The sequence below is a fragment of the Peribacillus sp. NPDC055009 genome, assembly GCF_053608705.1.
The window spans coordinates 52,279-70,257 of the sequence record NZ_JBSGVZ010000011.1 but is presented as its reverse complement, the minus strand read 5'-3'; the positions used below and the strand labels follow the sequence as shown (position 1 = coordinate 70,257).

The 17,979-nt window shown below is 39.7% G+C and carries 19 protein-coding genes; 12 read left to right on the top strand and 7 right to left on the bottom strand.

What is annotated here, in order from left to right; translation table 11 throughout:
- The first annotated feature begins 180 nt into the window (after positions 1 to 180).
- Positions 181 to 696, top strand: a complete 516-nt coding sequence (locus tag ACWF5P_RS17115) for a sigma-70 family RNA polymerase sigma factor (protein WP_434167939.1) — start codon at positions 181 to 183, stop codon at positions 694 to 696.
- Positions 681 to 1,550 (top strand): anti-sigma-V factor rsiV, encoded by an 870-nt coding sequence (locus ACWF5P_RS17110; protein WP_260359113.1) that lies wholly within the window; start codon positions 681 to 683, stop codon positions 1,548 to 1,550. Before ACWF5P_RS17115 ends, ACWF5P_RS17110 begins: the two co-directional genes overlap by 16 nt.
- 87 nt (positions 1,551 to 1,637) lie before the next feature.
- Here the strand turns inward: ACWF5P_RS17110 and ACWF5P_RS17105 are convergent, their stop codons facing one another.
- A complete protein-coding gene (locus ACWF5P_RS17105; RefSeq protein WP_434167938.1) occupies positions 1,638 to 1,862 on the bottom strand; it encodes a hypothetical protein in 225 nt (74 codons plus the stop codon).
- A 324-nt stretch (positions 1,863 to 2,186) separates the two neighbouring features.
- Here ACWF5P_RS17105 and ACWF5P_RS17100 point away from each other — a divergent pair, with 324 nt between their 5' ends.
- Complete coding sequence (locus tag ACWF5P_RS17100; RefSeq protein WP_434167937.1) at positions 2,187 to 3,680, top strand: oligopeptide:H+ symporter; 1,494 nt, start codon at positions 2,187 to 2,189, stop codon at positions 3,678 to 3,680.
- A gap of 395 nt (positions 3,681 to 4,075) precedes the next feature.
- Here ACWF5P_RS17100 and ACWF5P_RS17095 read toward each other — a convergent pair whose 3' ends face one another.
- Positions 4,076 to 4,861 carry a glucose-1-dehydrogenase gene (locus ACWF5P_RS17095; RefSeq protein WP_434169735.1) on the bottom strand — a complete coding sequence of 262 codons (786 nt, stop codon included), beginning with the start codon at positions 4,859 to 4,861 and terminating at the stop codon, positions 4,076 to 4,078.
- A gap of 18 nt (positions 4,862 to 4,879) precedes the next feature.
- Complete coding sequence (locus ACWF5P_RS17090) at positions 4,880 to 5,740, bottom strand: GRP family sugar transporter (protein WP_434167936.1); 861 nt, start codon at positions 5,738 to 5,740, stop codon at positions 4,880 to 4,882.
- Positions 5,741 to 5,943: 203 nt separating this feature from the next.
- Here ACWF5P_RS17090 and ACWF5P_RS17085 point away from each other — a divergent pair, with 203 nt between their 5' ends.
- Positions 5,944 to 6,504 carry a thioredoxin family protein gene (locus ACWF5P_RS17085; protein WP_434167935.1) on the top strand — a complete coding sequence of 187 codons (561 nt, stop codon included), beginning with the start codon at positions 5,944 to 5,946 and terminating at the stop codon, positions 6,502 to 6,504.
- 144 nt (positions 6,505 to 6,648) lie between these two features.
- Here the strand turns inward: ACWF5P_RS17085 and ACWF5P_RS17080 are convergent, their stop codons facing one another.
- On the bottom strand, positions 6,649 to 7,194 hold the full coding sequence (locus ACWF5P_RS17080; protein ID WP_434167934.1) for a helix-turn-helix domain-containing protein: 546 nt from the start codon (positions 7,192 to 7,194) through the stop codon (positions 6,649 to 6,651).
- 222 nt (positions 7,195 to 7,416) lie between these two features.
- Between ACWF5P_RS17080 and ACWF5P_RS17075 the strand changes: the two genes are divergently transcribed.
- Genes ACWF5P_RS17075 through ACWF5P_RS17065 form a run of 3 tightly spaced genes read left to right on the top strand, consistent with a single transcriptional unit; the run spans position 7,417 to position 9,343 of the window.
- Entirely contained in the window at positions 7,417 to 7,656 is a 240-nt protein-coding gene (locus tag ACWF5P_RS17075) for a PLDc N-terminal domain-containing protein (protein WP_434167933.1), read from the top strand.
- Complete coding sequence (locus ACWF5P_RS17070; RefSeq protein WP_434167932.1) at positions 7,653 to 8,558, top strand: ATP-binding cassette domain-containing protein; 906 nt, start codon at positions 7,653 to 7,655, stop codon at positions 8,556 to 8,558. The genes ACWF5P_RS17075 and ACWF5P_RS17070 overlap by 4 nt, the downstream gene beginning before the upstream one ends.
- A complete protein-coding gene (locus ACWF5P_RS17065) occupies positions 8,555 to 9,343 on the top strand; it encodes an ABC transporter permease subunit (RefSeq protein WP_434167931.1) in 789 nt (262 codons plus the stop codon). Before ACWF5P_RS17070 ends, ACWF5P_RS17065 begins: the two co-directional genes overlap by 4 nt.
- Positions 9,344 to 9,510: 167 nt before the next feature.
- On the opposite strand, the gene ACWF5P_RS17060 is transcribed toward ACWF5P_RS17065, so the two are convergent.
- Entirely contained in the window at positions 9,511 to 10,902 is a 1,392-nt protein-coding gene (locus ACWF5P_RS17060; RefSeq protein WP_452445101.1) for a hypothetical protein, read from the bottom strand.
- A gap of 157 nt (positions 10,903 to 11,059) precedes the next feature.
- Between ACWF5P_RS17060 and ACWF5P_RS17055 the strand changes: the two genes are divergently transcribed.
- From ACWF5P_RS17055 to ACWF5P_RS17035, 5 genes are all read left to right on the top strand, one after another.
- Positions 11,060 to 12,124, top strand: coding sequence for a C45 family autoproteolytic acyltransferase/hydolase (locus ACWF5P_RS17055; protein WP_434167929.1), 1,065 nt, complete (start codon positions 11,060 to 11,062; stop codon positions 12,122 to 12,124).
- A 205-nt stretch (positions 12,125 to 12,329) separates the two neighbouring features.
- The gene (locus ACWF5P_RS17050) at positions 12,330 to 12,620 is read left to right on the top strand and encodes a DUF3817 domain-containing protein (RefSeq protein WP_034305497.1); all 291 of its coding nucleotides are present in this window, start codon (positions 12,330 to 12,332) and stop codon (positions 12,618 to 12,620) included.
- Positions 12,621 to 12,778: 158 nt separating this feature from the next.
- A complete protein-coding gene (locus ACWF5P_RS17045; RefSeq protein WP_260359104.1) occupies positions 12,779 to 13,546 on the top strand; it encodes an ABC transporter ATP-binding protein in 768 nt (255 codons plus the stop codon).
- On the top strand, positions 13,533 to 15,452 hold the full coding sequence (locus tag ACWF5P_RS17040) for an FtsX-like permease family protein (RefSeq protein WP_434167928.1): 1,920 nt from the start codon (positions 13,533 to 13,535) through the stop codon (positions 15,450 to 15,452). The genes ACWF5P_RS17045 and ACWF5P_RS17040 overlap by 14 nt, the downstream gene beginning before the upstream one ends.
- 5 nt (positions 15,453 to 15,457) lie before the next feature.
- On the top strand, positions 15,458 to 15,811 hold the full coding sequence (locus tag ACWF5P_RS17035; protein WP_101225513.1) for a YxeA family protein: 354 nt from the start codon (positions 15,458 to 15,460) through the stop codon (positions 15,809 to 15,811).
- A gap of 45 nt (positions 15,812 to 15,856) precedes the next feature.
- Here ACWF5P_RS17035 and ACWF5P_RS17030 read toward each other — a convergent pair whose 3' ends face one another.
- Together ACWF5P_RS17030 and ACWF5P_RS17025 are read right to left on the bottom strand one after the other, a co-directional pair.
- A complete protein-coding gene (locus tag ACWF5P_RS17030; protein WP_452445100.1) occupies positions 15,857 to 17,245 on the bottom strand; it encodes a sensor histidine kinase in 1,389 nt (462 codons plus the stop codon).
- The gene (locus ACWF5P_RS17025; RefSeq protein ID WP_434167926.1) at positions 17,242 to 17,952 is read right to left on the bottom strand and encodes a winged helix-turn-helix domain-containing protein; all 711 of its coding nucleotides are present in this window, start codon (positions 17,950 to 17,952) and stop codon (positions 17,242 to 17,244) included. Before ACWF5P_RS17025 ends, ACWF5P_RS17030 begins: the two co-directional genes overlap by 4 nt.
- Between the last annotated feature and the right edge of the window lie 27 nt (positions 17,953 to 17,979).

Sequence of the window (17,979 nt, the reverse complement as noted above, 5' to 3'; positions counted from 1 at the left end):
ACTCCACCTCGATAATCATTCTACTATATAGACGCGCCAAAAGTCTTAAAAGTTTGTAAAAAATTTCATTTTTTTATATTTATATATTTCCTTGCTCATTTTCAAACTTTTATGGCTCCACCAACGTCTATTCTATGTACCTAGGATACGGAATTTAAATGTAAGGAGCTCTATCATGCAATGAAAAATCCAGATATGAATCAATTACTCGCGGCCCGGATAACCGAACGGCAAGATAATTTGTACAGACTTGCTTTTTACTATGTCAAAAACCAAGATGATGCCCTTGATATCGTGCAGGAATCGATCAGGAAAGCGCTAGCCTCCAGCAGCAAAATCAAAGACGCTGCTTCTATAGATAGTTGGTTATATAAGATCATCGTCCGAACGGCACTGGATGTATTGCGGAAGGAAAAGAAACTGACCATCGCCGATGACGAAACAATAGAATACTTACGCAGCGGTGAGGAAGATCACTATCCTGACCTGGATTTGCAAAAGGCCCTGGAAGGACTTTCAGTCAAGTACAAAACGGTAGTCGTCCTCCGTTTCTTTGAGGACCTGAAGTTGGACGAGATAGCGGAAGTGCTGGAAGAGAACGTAAGCACGGTTAAAACGAGATTATATAAGGCGCTGCAACTATTGCGGATCAACATGACTGAACGGGAGGAAACGAAAAGATGGAAAAAAAATTAAAAGATCTGCGGGAAGAATATCTTAAAATACCGATACCAAAGGAATTGAATGATGTCGTTCAAGCAGCCTTGAATGAAAAGCCAAGGAAGAAGCCGAGGGTTGGCAGGAATATCCTCGTGTCAGCGGCTGCAGTCCTTCTGATCGTGACAGCTTCCGTAAACATCAGCCCGGCAGCGGCGAAAGCCATGAGTGATATTCCAATAGTCGAGAAGGTCATCAAAGTGATTACCTTCGTCGAATGGAAAGAAGAAGCGAATAATTCCTCGGCAGTAATCAAAACACCTGCTATATCCGGTCTGGAGAATAAACAGCTCGAAGATAGCTTGAATGATAAATACTTATCGGAAAGCAAACAGCTATATAAGGAATTCACGGACTCCATGTCAAAACTGAAGGATGGGGAAAAGGGCAATATCTCGGTGGAAAGCGGATATGTGATATTGACGGATAATGAAACGATATTATCGGTACAGCGTTATACGGATACGATTCAGGCCTCTAGTTCCACGGAAAGTCAATTCGATACAGTCGACAAGAAGAACGAAGTGCTTTTAACGTTAAATAGCTTATTTAAAGATGATCGTTATCTTCGGGTGATCAGTGAAAACATCAAGGAACAGATGAAGCGGCAGATGGCTGAAGATCCGGAAAAGATATATTGGGTCGAAGATGATGATCTTACTGCATTTAAAGGAATCGATGAAAACCAAAACTTTTATATTAACGAAGATGGCAAGCTAGTCATTGCCTTTAACAGCTACGAAGCTGCGCCGGGATATATGGGGGCAGTCGAGTTCATCATCCCGACAAAGGTGCTGTCAGACCTTCTTGTTGGCGATCAATATATCCATTAAAATGGCTCTATTGTAATTCTTATGACGGGCGGAGGGTTTTTAAAACGGTACAAAACTCATTAAAAAAGACGAACCAACGTTACTTGATTACAGTAACCTTGGCTCGTCTCTTTTTTGTTCGAATTTCATCTGATCCAGTTCCAACCTCATTTTTTCCGTCTCCATAAGAAAGTTTTCATGTTTAAGTTTTTCAAGTTCCAATTCAACTTGCAGTATCTTGTGCTTGGTTTTTGACTGTTTTTCAAAATGGGTTGTCAGTATTCCAAGTATAGGGATGGAAAAAATCATCACGACGGTTATGATCCCGAACATTAAGGTGCCTCCTCGTTTTTATATCTATTATACGGTGTATATAACGGTAATGGTTTGATTATTCAAAATTTGCCATTTTGATTCTCGTTAATATGTGCATGGCTACCAAAGTAATACCATTAGTGAAGTTAGGGTAATATATCATTGATGGCCGCTTTCTATTAGATTATATGGACTGTTTTTTAGTACAAAATTCGGACTTTGGCTTGTCTGGTGGAAGGACACTTCTATTTACTTTGAAATTAATTATTTAAATATACTAAATATTTGTTTACAATAGAGAAAATAAAATGTTATTATACAATAATAAAAGGAGGACTAGGTATGGCAACGATAAATAAACAGAAAATTGTGGATAGTGTACCTCAAAAAGGTTTTTTTGGAAACCCTAAAGGACTATTCACCCTTTTCTTTACTGAGTTCTGGGAGCGTTTCTCCTATTATGGCATGAAGGCCATTCTTGTTTACTATATGTATTACGAAGTTTCTAAAGGGGGACTAGGTCTTGATGAACCCACAGCCCTTGCCCTTGTATCCATATACGGATCTTTAGTATATATGTCAGGTATAATTGGCGGATGGCTCGCCGATAGGATTTTCGGGACTTCAAAATCCGTATTTTACGGTGGTATCTTGATCATGCTCGGGCATATTGTCCTTGCTGTACCAGGCAGTCTCTCCATGTTCTTTGTTTCCATGGTACTTATCGTTCTGGGTACTGGTTTATTAAAACCGAATGTTTCCAGCATTGTCGGTGAAATTTACGCAGAAAATGACGAACGCAGGGATTCCGGTTTCAGTATATTCTATATGGGTATCAACATGGGTGCCTTCCTTTCACCGTTTGTTGTCGGTACAGTCGGAATGGACTATAGCTTCCATCTTGGTTTTGGACTTGCGGCAATTGGTATGTTAATTGGACTCATCGTCTTTGTTACAACAAAGAAAAAGAACCTGGGCCTGGCTGGAACTCTTCCTGCTAACCCATTATCACAGAATGAAAAGAAAAAAGTATTCACTAAATTGGGGATAGCTGCACTAATCATAGCTGCCATTATCGGCGTCACGGCTTCTGCAGGCATCTTAACGATTGAAACCTTCATTAATCTTGTAGGTATCCTAGGGATCGTTATTCCGACACTTTATTTCATTTTCATGTATCGCAGCCCGAAAACGACTTCTGTTGAACGTTCACGCTTGATTGCCTATATTCCTTTGTTTATAGCAGCCGTCATGTTCTGGGCGATTCAAGAGCAAGGTGCAACTATATTAGCAAGCTATGCAGACAAACGGACACAGTTGAATTTTGCTGGAATAGAAATAAACCCGGCATGGTTCCAATCTTTGAACCCTTTGTTCATCATTACCCTTGCACCAGTATTCGCATGGTTATGGATTAAACTAGGAAAGCGTCAGCCGACCATTCCTCAAAAGTTCTCAATCGGTTTACTGTTCGCCGGTTTATCATTCCTGGTGATCCTGCTTCCTGTTTATTTCGGTGGATCGGACGCATTAGTCAATCCGCTATGGCTTGTACTTAGTTATTTCCTTGTAGTACTTGGAGAACTTTGTTTATCTCCTGTAGGACTCTCAGCTACTACAAAATTGGCTCCGGCCGCATTCTCGGCACAAACGATGAGCCTGTGGTTCCTGGCAAGTGCAGCAGCACAAGCACTGAACGCACAAATCGTCAGATTCTACACACCTCAAACCGAAATGGCTTATTTTGGAGTGATCGGTGTTGCCTCAATGGTCCTTGGACTTGTCCTGATGGCCTTATCACCAAAGATTCAAGGCTACATGAAAGGCATTCGCTAACACTTAGCCAGCAGTAAAGGAAAGATGATCTCAGATTAAATGGGATCATCTTTTTTTATTTCGTCCTTGAAATATGATCGATTTTTTTCACGGTTATGATTCAATCCTTTAAATTCTTTTTAATATGATTCATAGTGAACAACTAAGCTTGGGAAGGGCCCGATATCCGTGATAAAGAAAATACAATATCCTAAAATGAAATAAAACGAAATATGATACTGTTGCCAGGTAAAAATAAGCGAATATGAAAAAAAGAGCATCCTTTATAGGATTGCTCTTTTTTCCGGTTGTAAGAACCTTTTCCTTTATTGGGTCAAACGCGTCATTTCACCATTGGTTTTCTTATTGGTTTTATTCTTTTTAGTCATTGCAAGGGTTCTTTTCTTTAGCTAAGTTCAGCCTTTTCCAGCTTGGAATCCTGGGTATTTGGTCATTCCGCCATCAGCATATAAGGTCATTCCCGTTACGTAGCTAGATTCGGAGGAAGCTAGCCAAGCGGCACAAGCCGCAATTTGTTCCGGTTTTCCGATATACCCCATCGGTATCAGGTCGATGACTTCTTGCTTAGCTTTTGGGTCATTGAATTTTTCGGCATTGATGGGTGTGTCGATCGCACCGGGTGAAATATTATTAATGCGAATCCCTTTAGGAGCATATTCAAGTGCAAGGGTTTCTGTCATCATCTTGACTCCGCCCTTACTTGCTGCATAGTGGACAAAATGAGGCCAAGGGATACGGTCATGAACGGAAGACATGTTAATGATATTCCCCCTAATGCCATGATCGAGCATATAACTGATTGCTTCCCTGCTTGCCAGGAACATCCCGGTTAGATTTACATCGATGACTTTCTGCCAATCTTCTAGAGTCAATTTTTCGCTGGGCACTTCATTTTCAATGCCAGCATTGTTGATCATGATGTCGATTGTGCCAAAGGTTTCCACGGCGAATGAAAGCAATTTCTTCACATCCACCTCCTTTGAAACGTCGCCTTGAATGGCTGCGGCTTTCCCGCCTGCCGCTTCAATCGTTTTGATGATTTCCTTATGGTCGCCATTTTCAGTGTGATAATTTAATACGACATGCGCTTTTTCTTTACCGAACCTTTCGGCCATGGCTTTTCCTAACCCTTTTGCCGCCCCAGTGATCACTACCACTTTTTTCTCTAAATCGTCATACATCATTTATCGCTCCTTTGACTATTCTTTTGTAAAGCCGATCATGATTCCGCCAGCAATTACGAGTACACACCCGGTGATGACGAAGACCATTTGCTTTTTGGATTTTTTCTCGCCTAAAAGAAAGATGCCGCCTAAAGTGGAAATGACGATCCCCATTTGGGAAAATGAGAATGCGATGGCAACGCCCACTTTTGGATTGGCGAGCAGGAGGCCGATATTACCGACTGCCCACATCATTCCGGTTAGAATATTGCGCCTAGCATATTTATTAAACGGTTTATGTTTGATGGATAGGAGCAGGGCAGCCAGGAACATGCCAATTGCTTGCGGCAGGATCGCCGACCATCCGTCAACTTCATTCCATCTGACGACAATGACATATGTAACATAACCCACCGTTGATATGGCAAGATAAAAAACCCCTTTTTTCATGCTTCCTGCTTTTTTGTTATCACCATCGCCGTAGCTCGTCAGCAAGACACCTGTAATCAAACAGATTATTGCAACAATGCCGATGATGATTGTCAACTTGTCATTCCATTCCCTGAAAATGATCACTGCAAAAAACGTATTTCCGAGAATTTGCAGTCCTGTTGAGATTGGAACGGTTTTCGATACCCCGATTTCCTTGACGCTGTTGAATTGAAATAACTGCCCGAATGCCCAGCCTATTCCGGAAATGATACCGACAATCCACACTGTACTGCTCCATTCCGGCGGATTGATGAAAGACATCATGATGGCGAACAGTAATGAACCGATTGTAATGCCTAGTGTTTGATTATAAGAGTTGCCTCCGAGCTTTTCGGAAACAAGCACTAAGCTGCCCCATGTCAATGCAGGGAGTAGCGCAAAGAGAAAACCTTCCACAAATTTCATCTCCTAAACTAGAAAACAATGTTCTAATGACTATAAAATAGTTAGTTAGTAAGCTATTGAATGTATTTAGAGTTTTCCCTTTACACGGGAAAGAAAACATGGTTTTAATTTACCAAATTGGAATTTTATTTTTCAGGGTGGAAACAATGAAAAAATAAGGGGTTTATGGTATTTTTAACTTAAAAATAGATAGGAGAAAAAGAATGACGACACTGAATGAATGGTTTGAAAAGGGGATTCCCGCTAAAGAATTTGTATCTTCGATGAAGGTTCATAAAGAAAACTTACAATCGATTCAGGAGGGTTTTTCCGTTTCTGCAGAGGACCAAGGCTTTTTCGATGAATTAATGACGAAGGAACTTCGGGCCATTGTCATTACCGAAGACTGGTGCGGAGATGCAATGATGAACATTCCAATACTGCTGAATATAGCTGAAGCGGCAAATATTGAAACTCGGATGGTTTTACGAGATCAAAATCTTGAACTGATGGATCAATACTTAACGAATGGAACAGCGCGTTCAATTCCCATTTTTATATTCATTGATAAGAATGGTGAAGAAAAAGCTATTTGGGGACCACGTGCACCAAAGGTACAAGAGTATGTAATGGAGTTAAGGTCAGACCTGCCGGCCAAGGATGATGAACGTTTCGAGGCAGCGCAAAAAGCAGTCATCAAAAAGATTACTGCGGCTTTTGCTGAAGAAAAACACCTGTGGGATGAAGTATACAGCAGTATCAAGGAAGCATTGGGAAGCTGCTGACAGCGGGTATATCCCTTTTTAACCTTGGAGTTACTTCCATAATGAAGGGCTGTTTCAAAACGGAGACTACAACCATTTTGGTTGGTGAATCTATAGTATTCATGGTTCTTTTAGTCCTGGTTTGAGAACAGCCTTCCCATTTACTTATGATTCCGGAATGATTGTAACGCCGATTGTTCGAATAGGAGAATCTTGTTTAGCACTCTGATTTGTAGAGTTGTAGTATTTTACCATTAAATCGTTCAATTCATTTTGAAAGTTAATAAAGCTTTCATCATCAAGCTTTAGTTCTAAAAGTGAAAAGGTTGAACCATCTTCTGCGCAGTCTCTTTCTTCCAATTTAGTAAGATAGTTTTGATATTGGGTCATAAGGGATAATTGATAATAAGAAAAATAGTTCACCTTTTTTTCATTAGAGGATTTTTTCCATTCTTCCCCGCTAAGTCGTGCTTCTTCTTCATTTAAAACGTAGTATTTTTCGGAAACGGATCTCACTTTTTTCTCTTTTACAATGCGAATGACACCTGAATCAAATAGAACCTGTATATGTCTATATAATGTTGCTTGGGGTACATCTTTAATGATTTTTAACATTTCTAATGGTGTTAAACCATTTTCCCTGTTTCTCATTAAAGCTTGGGTAATCTTCATTCTTACAGGATGCATTAAAATTTCGCCTTTATTAATCATCTTATTCTCCTCACATTGGAAATTAAATAATTTCAATTGTAAATAATTAATGTCTTCATGCAACAAATCTTAAATGTTATTTATAATGATAATATTATCATTATAAATAACAATAAAACCTCATACAATATTTTATCAAGAAAAAACAGGTGAAAAATCCCAATTCAAATGTTATCATTACTGATAATGATAATAATATTTTGCTATTAAGGAGTGGTATATATGGAATTGCATTACGGATGGAACGAATTGAAAGATATTGATTTCATGTCTATTTTGCCGATTATTTTACCGGTAATTGCTATTGGGATGATTTTAATCCTTATTGCATTAATTGATTTATACAGAAATCGAAAGACGCGGAAAAATGTATTATTGTGGACACTCATCATTATTTTTGCAAATACTATCGGTCCAATTCTGTACTTCGTTATTGGTAGAAAGGACAGTGACAGAATATGAAATTAGAGATTAAAAATGTTACAAAAAAATTCAAAGAAAAAACAGCGGTCAATAATTTTTCAATGAAACTGCAATCTGGGGAATGTGTTGGATTGATTGGGCCCAATGGGGCTGGTAAGTCGACACTAATAAAAGTCATTGCAGATATTATTGATCCAACTAGGGGAGAAGTATTGCTTGATGGTAAGGGAATTTCAAAAATGAAAAAGGAAATAGGCTACTTACCACAATATCCTAACTTCTTTCAATGGATGACTGCCAAAGAAACCCTTACATTCATGGGGCAGCTCTCGGGTATCAAGAGGGAAGAATTATTAAGCGGCATTCCAGAGATATTGTCGAAAGTGGGGTTGAGCGGGGAAGAGAATTCAAAGGTGCGGACTTTTTCAGGCGGAATGAAACAAAGGCTTGGAATTGCACAGGCATTGTTACATAAACCAGCTTTGATTGTCATGGATGAACCGGTTTCGGCATTAGATCCAATCGGCCGGAGAGAAGTGTTGAATATCATAAAAGAGATAAAGAAAGATACGACAATTTTATTATCGACGCATATATTAAGCGATGCAGAAGAAATATGTGAGAGGTTTGTCATTATAAAAAGCGGTAAAAAAATTGAGGACACAACAATATCAGAATTATTAAACAGGGATAGTGGAAATAAAATCAATGTCCACATAACCTCTAAAAGTCAAAAATGGATTGAAAACGTTAAAAGCTTGAACTTTGTCAAAGGTGTAGAGGTAATGGGAAATAAATTGAAGATAGAAGTGGAAGATATTGAATTAAACAAGAATATGTTACTGGCGAATGCTCTGGAGCATAATGTTGATCTTATAAGGTTCGAAATAGATAACGATACATTGGAAGAGATTTTCTTAAAATTGGTGGTGGGAAAATGAGTGATTTTACCGTTTTGGCTAAAAAGGAATTTGTTCAGATGGTACGTGAATATAAAGTGATATGGCTGCCGCTTGTATTTATATTTTTAGGAATAACTCAACCAGTCGTAAGTTATTATTTACCTTCAATATTAGAGGCACTGGGCGGGGCCCAAGGGATCACCATTGATCCAAGCATGGCAGCCCAAAAAGGCGGCGAAGTTCTTGCCAGTACCTTAGGGTCTCAATTTGATCAGCTAGGGGTCATGATCATCATCGTTTCCATGATGGGAGTCGTACAATCCGATAAAGCAAATGGTATGCTGGCTTTCATTCTTACAAGGCCCGTGACGGTTGGATCTTACATAAGCGGGAAGATCATTTCCAATTATCTGTTTGTTGCCTTCAGTGTAGCATTGGGATATTTGGTTTCATATCTGTATGCAGTTTTCTTGTTTACGAGCGTTGACTTTGCGGATTTAATAGTGGCCTTGCTGTTCTATCTGCTGTGGATCCTATTTATCGTTTCATTCACGACGATGATCAGTACCATTTTTAATAGTCAGGGTGTTATTGCATTAATTTCGATAGTATTTCTCCTTGGCTGTAGAATCATAGTTGGATTAAGTCCGGTAATAGACAATGTGAATCCGGCAAGCATGAGTAAACATGCCATGGAAGTACTGATTTTAGGCACAGTCAATTCACAAGCGATTTGGGGTGCATTAGCGGCACTTGAGTTGACGGCAGTAGCGATATTGGTAACGAACATATGGATTTCAAAAAAGAAATTCAATAACGAATAAGTTGGGTATGAAGGAAAAATATATCGACGAAATCTACAGTTATACCTCCGAAAATAGGAATATATCGACGGACTTCCACAGTTATATCGATGATTGAAATGAAAAAGGACTGATTTTTTACTCAGTCCTTTTTCAATGTAAAGTCCACACAAATCGGCGCAAATCGATTAAATGAGAAACATCGCGACAATTGTAGTCACTGCTAAACCAATGGTTACCGGAAGCAGATTCCGGCGGGCAAGTTCAAAGGGACTGACGTTACATATGGCAGCTGCTGGTATCAGTGCCCATGGAATCAGGGTACCTCCGCCAACCCAAATCGCGGTTATTTGCCCGAGTGCAGTCAAGGTGGCGGTTCCTCCACCGATTGCCGTGCCAAAAAGTTTGGCGACAGATCCCGCTAAAGAAATGCCTGAGAAGCCCGATCCATCCAAGCCAGTGATGGCACCGATGCCCGTTAATGTGACGGCGGCTATTTCTTTCGTTAAAGGAACGGAGGCTGCCAAGGCGGCACCAAGGTCATTGACGATGCCGAGGGATGTTTTTGGTAAGTAGTCACCGATGATCTGATTGAATCCAGAATCACCTAGATAGAAGAATGCGGCGATCGGAATGACGGGTCCGAATACTTTAAAGCCAAATTGAAAACCCTGAATCAAATAGGCCGTTGATTTTTCAAGACCTTGTTGTTTATGTGCGACAAGGGATAAAATCAGCAAAATGAAAACGGCAGTACCCCCAACCAATGCCGTTGCATCTCCGCCTTGCAACTTCAAAATCGACAATGCCACAACATCCAACAGAAAGGCAATCGGAATGAAAATGGCAAAAAACCTCTTTTGTCTCAATGTAAGCAAATCTTCATTCATTGTCTGATCTTGGACGATCCCCTCATTATCCGCCGCATTGATTTTTCCCAGTTTCATATCCCGCTTTAAAAGGATAAAGGCGGAGAGGGTGGTGACGACCCCCATTGTAATGACAAGTGGGATGCTCGCAGCGATGACATCACCGACTGGTATGGAAGCCGCATCGCCCGTTAGTTTAGGGGCAGCCTGAATGATGAAATCCCCTGATAATGCTATTCCGTGACCAAATAGGTTCATCGCCATCGCCACACCAAGAGCAGGTAAACCAGCCCGTAAAGCAACAGGGAGCAGAACAGCCCCAAGTAAGGCAACGGCAGGTGATGGCCAGAAAAACCAGGATATCATCATCATGACGATTCCGATTACCCAAAAGGCAAGTGTAGGATTTTTAATGAATTTCGCAAACGGTGCAATCATGACATCATTAATGCCCGACTTCGTTAAAACCGTGCTCATGGCAACTATGATTGAAATGATTAATATCGTGGACATTAATTCCGTGATTGCGAAAATGAAGCTGTTGAATATCCCGCTTATGGAAGAGGCTAAACTGCCTGTAGCCACTAAAGTCAAAAGGAAAATACCAATTATGCAGATGAGGGTAGTATCACGACGTTTTACCATAAACCCGATTATCAATGCAATGAATACAACATAAATCCAATGGAGTGCCGTTAATTCCATCTCCATGATCCGTCCCCCTCATAAATGTGCCTAGTTACAGATTATGAGGGAGGTACTGGGTGGTGAGTTGTTTCATAAATTTAAAGGCTTATCTTCTTTATTTTCAACAATACTTCAAGTATTCTTAACTTGAATAGCAACTACTGTAAATGAGGGATAAGCCGTGAAGCAAATATATAGTGATGTCATACAATTTCGGGGTACACATTATAAGTTTGGATACATGCAAGGGGAGGAATTAAAAGATTCACTAACGGTAAAAAATCGTGAAGATCAGTGGAAGATCAGGCAGCCTCGGTTTACGGTTGAAGAAGAAGAGGTCAAGAAAGCCATTACACAATTCGCCCCTGGAGTTTGGGAAGAATTACTGGGGTTGCAAGAAGCGCTGAAATGGCCAATTGACCGCGTGCTGCAAGAGTTTGGTGGATACCGTTTGGATTATGTTCGGTCGGGCTGTTCCATCATGACAGGCGATGATTATCTCATTCGCAATTATGATTACCACCCAAAGACCTATGAAGGACGCTATGTCTTATTCCAGCCAACCGATCAAGGGTATTCAAGCATCGGCCCGAGTCAGCGAGGGACTGGTCGAATGGATGGAATGAATGAAAAAGGTTTGGTGATAGGCTATAACTTCATGAATCGCAAGAACCCTGGAGATGGTTTCATCTGTTGCATGATTGGCAGACTGATTGTTGAATCTTGTGCGAACGTTCAGGAAGCGGTCGCGATGTTGAAGGAAATCCCGCATCGTCATTCTTTCACTTACGTCGTCTATGATAAAAGCGGAAGTACCTATATCGTTGAAACCTCCCCGAGAAATGTAGAGGTGCGCACGTCAAATGCCTGTACAAATCACTTTGAAATCATGAAAAATGAAAACCGTAACCATCTTATCGATTCAAAACGCCGATTGGAGATCATCCAAGATCAGGAGGGAAGACTTTCATCTGCCTACGATGCTTATAGGTTGTTTAATGATACCAATCAAGGTGTCTTCTCGGATTTATATAGCAGCTGGGCAGGAACGATTCATACATCCGCTTATTTACCTAAGGAGATGAAAGCTTGGATTGCCTTGGGAGGGAACCAGGAGCCGACTTCAATAGATTTTGCAAAATGGCTCGAAGGGGAAGATGTTGAGTTAAAACGAATCAACGGTGTAATTGATACGGATATTCCCTTCGTGCATATGGATGAGGGAGCGAATTGGTTTCGAAATTGAACGTCTTTAAGTAAATTTGAACCTTGCGTTGTTAACAGGCCCAATCCTTGGATTGGGCTTTTGTTGTTCTATTTTTAGGCAAACCTGGTACTATTTATTAGTGGATGTCACAGTAATATAATATGATGAAGTAACAGATTTTGGATTGGGGACAAGAAGCTGGATTTGTGTGCCGTACTTGTACAATGAATAAGGGGATGAGCGAATGTTTTCGACAGCTATTGGTTGGTTTCGGTTTATTACAATAATTGAGGGAATCTCATATGTTTTATTGCTTGCCATTGGTATGCCCATTAAGTACATATTGGATATTGGGGAAGCAACACTCATTTTAGGCAGCATCCATGGTTTCTTATTTGTTGTATTTGGACTTTTATTACTTTATGTGAGCATCATATCAAAATGGTCCTTTTTAAAAATGGCGATGATTTTCATCGTTTCATTCATTCCATTTGGTAATTTTGTAATCGATCGCAGGCTTCTGAAGCAAAGTTAAATACTTTTACTTTCAAAAAATCCATAAAAAAACGTCTTCCTATTTAAATGGCAGGCGTTTTTTTTATGGATTTAAGCTTGCTGTAAGGTTGGCACAAAGATGCTGTAAGAATGGGCATGTAAAGTATAAGTATCAACAATACTGAAGAGGTGAAACAAATGGAACCATTATTAAAAGTGGAAAATATAAAAAAAACATATGGTAAATCAAGCGCTGCCTTCACAGCGTTGGAAAATATATCTTTTGAGATTCATGAAGGGGAGTTTGTAGGAATCATGGGACCTTCTGGAGCGGGGAAATCGACGTTGCTCAATATGTTGGCAACCATTGATTCGCCGACTGAAGGGAAAATTTTCATGAATGATACGAGCATTCACGATATGAAAGGGGCAGACTTAACGGATTTCAGACGTGATAATCTTGGTTTCATCTTCCAGGATTACAATTTGCTTGACTCATTGACTGTTAAGGAAAATATATTATTACCACTGGCGATTGCAAAAATTCCAGCGAAAGAAATTACTAACTTGGTGAATCGTATTGCTAAAGTATTTGGGATTGAAGGCTTATTAGCTAAATATCCATACCAAATCTCCGGCGGGCAAAAGCAAAGGACAGCTGCAGCCAGGGCGCTTGTGACAGAGCCTGCATTGATCCTGGCAGATGAGCCCACAGGTGCACTTGATTCAAAATCAGCAACAGGTCTGCTGGAAAGCTTAAGTGAACTAAATGAAAATAATAATTCCACCATCATGTTGGTGACACATGATGCATATGCCGCAAGCTTCTGCCGGCGGATCATTTTCATCAAGGATGGTACGCTTTCAACAGAAATATATCGTCGTGGCCAATCACGTAAAGCTTTCTTCCAAGAAATTATGGATGTCCTTGCAACAATTGGAGGTGAGGTAGATGACGTTATTTAGTCTGGCGAGAAAGAATATTGCTCGAAATCTCTCCCAATATTTTTTATATATCGCATCCATGGTATTTAGCATTATCATCTATTTTACATTTGTAACATTAAAATATAGTGACACAGTTGCAGAACAAACGGCTTCATCACAGAAATTGGATTCATTAATGAGTGGTGCGGCTGTCATCCTGATTTTCTTCGTTGCCATTTTTATTGCCTATTCCAATTCATTCTTCATGAAAAAACGTAAAAAAGAAGTGGCATTATATGCATTGCTTGGCGTACGTAATCGTCAGATCGGTTTTATGCTCTTCTTTGAAAACCTATTGCTAGGCTTGGTTTCATTGGTTGTGGGGATTTTACTTGGATTTCTTTGTTCAAAAGGGTTCATGACGATTTTGATCTATTTAATGGGCTATGATGTCATAGCACCATTTACATTTTCGGAATCTGCTGCTTTGAACACCTCAATCGTATTTCTGATTATTTTCTTGGTGACATCATTTCAGGGCTATCGGTTGATTTATCAATTTAAACTAATCGATCTCTTCCATGCAACGAAAAAAGGGGAAGCGGCTCCGAAGCCATCGATGATTGTAGCCATTCTGGGAATTTTTCTGATTGTCATGGGTTATTGGTTGGCGATGCAAGATTTATTTACTTCTAAAGTATGGGAAAAAGTCGGCTTTTTGATGACGGCACTCATCATTTTGACAACTGTTATTGCCGGTACGTTTTTATTGTTTCATAGCGTGACAGGCTATGTGTTAGCGGTGATTAAGAAAAATGAAAAATGGCTATGGAAAGGCCTGCATCTGATGACGATCTCACAGCTGCTATATCGTATTCGGGGTAATGCACGGACATTGACCGTAATTGCAGTGTTAAGTGCTACAACGGTAACGGCTGGCGGTGCGGTTTATGGCCTTTATTATAACGCGAATGACCAAGTTATGACCGTTGATCCGAACACCTTCATGTATCAGCAAACGGATGCAAAAAGCGATCAGCAAGTCAGCGCTATATTGCCAGATACAAAGTATGATGAAAATGTCGTAGCACTATCTGTCACATTTAATACAAAAGAACTTAGCGAGGGATCAGCATTCGATAGCTCTGATAAAAGGATTTACACGATAATCGATGAAAGAACATATAACAAATTAGCAGAAGTACAAGGTAAGGATGCATTGCTTGTGAATAATGGCAAAGCAGTCATTTTAGATATTGGATATGACAAAAGATTTTCACCTGAATACAGGGACAAGACTATCAGGACAGAAAACAACACGGCAATCACATTCCAAAGCTTTAAAACACAAACAGTTTTAAATGCCAAAACAGCAGGCATTGCAGTGGTTGTATCGAATGATCAATTTAAATCATTGCAAAAAGAAGGGGAAGCCCTAAACTATCGTGTTATCGGAGTTGATCAAGCTTCCACTGATTTATCGGGGGAAATTGCAAAACAATTGCCTGAAGAAGCGCTATTTTCCAGTGCCCCTCAAGATTTTCAAACAAGCATTGAAGGTGTAGGCTCATTGCTCTTTATCGGAAGTTTCCTTGGTCTTGTTTTTTTAGCGGCAACAGGCAGTATCATTTACTTTAAAGTTCTAACGGAAGCTGAGGAAGATAAATCACAATACAATATGCTCCATAAGATGGGCGTTAACGCAAAAGAAATGCGGAAATCCATTGCATCACAAGTGCTTGTAATCTTTTTCGTTCCACTGGCAGTGGGGTTATTACACAGTGCGGTTGCTTTAAAAGCCTTCTCGGGCTTATTGATGATGGACCTGGAAAAACCTGTGTTGATCTGGATGATCGCCTATACGGTCATTTACGGTCTGTATTATATCTTAACGGTAGCTTCCTATAATCGTATTATCACACAAAATAATAAAACAGAAGGATGATCGAGATGAAGAAATTTATTATGGTAGTTGGCATTTTGTTTATATTGGGAGCGGCAGGTGTCTTCGCACTTACTAAAATGGACTTTAACCGCATGAATGCCGATAATTATTATTTGCAAATTACAGAGGATGGGGTACAACATGAAACCAAACTGGATGATGGTTCAGTGATGACTTACTATTCTTATAAACTGGACGCCAAAAATGCAGATGGTGAAACGATACCACTTGAATTCACGGCACAAAAAAATCTTCGAAAAGACGCTTACTTAAAGATGTACGTGAAAAATGGTGATGAGGTTTCGTCATATGATGAAGTGAAATTTGAGGATATTCCAAAAAAAGCACGAACAAAATAAATGAAAGAAGGGCTGTCTGTAAATTATGGACAGCCCTTTAAATAATTATAAAAGTATCGTAATTGTGGTTCCCTTATTTTCAACGCTAGTCAAATCAAGTTTACCTTTATGAGCCAGAATAATGTCTCTTGCAATGGCCATTCCTAAACCGGTCCCATGTGTACTGGCAGTATTCGTGCCTCGATAGTAGCGTTCAAAAACCTGTTCCAAGTCTTTGTCGGGAATACCGCGGCCATTATCGGCAATGGTAATTTTGGTATGAAGTTCCGATTGTGGACCAATATCATCAATTTGTATTTTCACGACGACATTTTCATCATTATGTACGAGCGCATTGTAGATAAAGTTAAAAATCGCCCGTTTCAGTAATTTTTTATCCACTTTACGTGTTGTTTTATCCACATTTGCCACAAACTCAACCTGTTTATCACCAAATTGTGAATCATTTAAAAGCTCGATCGTCATTTCTCTTATAAACCCAACGATATCAACAACTTCAAATTGCAAAGGAAGTCGTTGGTTGCGCAAACGCATCGTTAAATTGAGGTCATCCAATAAATCTTTCATATATACGGACTGTCTATTAATAATGGATGTAAACTCATACAATTCCTGTGGTGTTAATTCAGTGGCATTATCTTTCATCAATTCTGTATATCCATGGATGGAAGCAAGTGGCGTCTTCATGTCATGAGAAACATTGCTAATCCATTCCTCACGCATTTGGTCGAGTTGATCACGTTCCTTTTCATACTGATCCAACTTTATAGATAGTTCATTCATATTGTGAAATACATCTTCATAAACGCCTTTTGGTATACTCATCTTTTTGAAACGTCTTTCGCGAAGCTGCTGTATTCCTTCTATTAAAGTGTTAAGTGGTGTCGTTAATCTTTTACCAAATAATAGTCCAATGACTAGGGCGATAATAATATCCACGGTTAAAAACAGTAAAAGTATGATGTTGATGTACTTTAAAATGTGAACATAATTATAGGACATTACATATCGGCCTATTCCTCGATCTTTAACCCCTACAAAATAGCTGAAATCTTGAGCTTCGCCGACGAAAACAGTCGTCTCTGCATCAATTTCTTTATACTTATACATTTGGACGATTTCAACAGGAGAATATACGGTTTGCAATTTTTGAGGTGTGTAATAGGCAGAAACTTGTTCACCCTTATCATTCAAAAATTGTATCCAGGCGTTATTGTTCCGCAGTTTTTCCAGCCCATCTTCATTAACCATTGGTTTGTCATCTATCAGTTCTACATATTGTGAAAAAAATCGGCTAAAGTTTTCCGCAGATTCCTCTTCCGTGTCGAAATGAACAAAGAGTAAGCATAAAAGTAAAATTGTATTTACGATCCCTACGATTACAACAATTGTCACAACGGATCCTAAAAAGCGCCGTGTCAATTTCCACTTCATCTTGTTTCACCCTTGGTTTGTAATTTATAACCAAGTCCTTTAACGGTTATTAAAAAAGAAGGGTTTGAAGGATCTGCCTCGATTTTTTCGCGTAAACGGCGAATATGAACCATAACTGTATTATCAGAGCCAAAGTAATCATCGCCCCACACATGTTCAAATAAAGTTTCTTTGCTCAAAATCTGATTTGGATGATGCATAAAACAGCTCATCAGTCCGATTTCTTTAGCTGTGAGCTCTAGCGTTTTGCCATCCTTTTTCACTTCATTTTCATTTGCACTAAGCTCAAAAGGACCAACTTGAAATTTTTTCGGAGCAGCTTTTTCCTCTGAAAAGCCTGCACGCCTCAGCTGCGCCTTTACCCGATATGCCACTTCCTTCGGACTGAATGGCTTGGTAATATAATCATCCCCGCCAATCGCCAAACCTAAAAGCTTATCAATTTCCTCATCCTTTGCCGACAAAAATAGAATGGGCACATTCGACACTTCCCGAATTTGCTTGCATAAATCATAGCCTTCACCATCTGGCAGCATAATATCTAGCAAGACTAGTGATGGATTGAACTTCTGAAACTTTGCCCACCCATCCGCAATCGTCCCCGCCGTAACAATATTCGGGATACCTTCTTTATGTAAAACCGTCTCCATGAGACGTGCCAAATCTTCTTCATCGTCAATAATTAAAATCCACTGATCATTAGACATTCTTTTACCTCCTACACATCAATCATA

Bases quoted from the DNA above. Each gene is read 5' to 3' on its own strand.
- ACWF5P_RS17095 (WP_434169735.1), bottom strand. From the start codon at position 4,861: ATGTATGACGATTTAGAGAAAAAAGTGGTAGTGATCACTGGGGCGGCA.
- ACWF5P_RS17100 (WP_434167937.1), top strand. From the start codon at position 2,187: ATGGCAACGATAAATAAACAGAAAATTGTGGATAGTGTACCTCAAAAA.
- ACWF5P_RS17115 (WP_434167939.1), top strand. From the start codon at position 181: ATGAAAAATCCAGATATGAATCAATTACTCGCGGCCCGGATAACCGAA.
- ACWF5P_RS17070 (WP_434167932.1), top strand. From the start codon at position 7,653: ATGAAATTAGAGATTAAAAATGTTACAAAAAAATTCAAAGAAAAAACA.
- ACWF5P_RS17110 (WP_260359113.1), top strand. From the start codon at position 681: ATGGAAAAAAAATTAAAAGATCTGCGGGAAGAATATCTTAAAATACCG.
- ACWF5P_RS17050 (WP_034305497.1), top strand. From the start codon at position 12,330: ATGTTTTCGACAGCTATTGGTTGGTTTCGGTTTATTACAATAATTGAG.
- ACWF5P_RS17060 (WP_452445101.1), bottom strand. From the start codon at position 10,902: ATGGAGATGGAATTAACGGCACTCCATTGGATTTATGTTGTATTCATT.
- ACWF5P_RS17080 (WP_434167934.1), bottom strand. From the start codon at position 7,194: ATGATTAATAAAGGCGAAATTTTAATGCATCCTGTAAGAATGAAGATT.
- ACWF5P_RS17025 (WP_434167926.1), bottom strand. From the start codon at position 17,952: ATGTCTAATGATCAGTGGATTTTAATTATTGACGATGAAGAAGATTTG.
- ACWF5P_RS17030 (WP_452445100.1), bottom strand. From the start codon at position 17,245: ATGAAGTGGAAATTGACACGGCGCTTTTTAGGATCCGTTGTGACAATT.
- ACWF5P_RS17035 (WP_101225513.1), top strand. From the start codon at position 15,458: ATGAAGAAATTTATTATGGTAGTTGGCATTTTGTTTATATTGGGAGCG.
- ACWF5P_RS17045 (WP_260359104.1), top strand. From the start codon at position 12,779: ATGGAACCATTATTAAAAGTGGAAAATATAAAAAAAACATATGGTAAA.
- ACWF5P_RS17040 (WP_434167928.1), top strand. From the start codon at position 13,533: ATGACGTTATTTAGTCTGGCGAGAAAGAATATTGCTCGAAATCTCTCC.
- ACWF5P_RS17090 (WP_434167936.1), bottom strand. From the start codon at position 5,740: ATGAAATTTGTGGAAGGTTTTCTCTTTGCGCTACTCCCTGCATTGACA.
- ACWF5P_RS17105 (WP_434167938.1), bottom strand. From the start codon at position 1,862: ATGTTCGGGATCATAACCGTCGTGATGATTTTTTCCATCCCTATACTT.
- ACWF5P_RS17085 (WP_434167935.1), top strand. From the start codon at position 5,944: ATGACGACACTGAATGAATGGTTTGAAAAGGGGATTCCCGCTAAAGAA.
- ACWF5P_RS17075 (WP_434167933.1), top strand. From the start codon at position 7,417: ATGGAATTGCATTACGGATGGAACGAATTGAAAGATATTGATTTCATG.
- ACWF5P_RS17065 (WP_434167931.1), top strand. From the start codon at position 8,555: ATGAGTGATTTTACCGTTTTGGCTAAAAAGGAATTTGTTCAGATGGTA.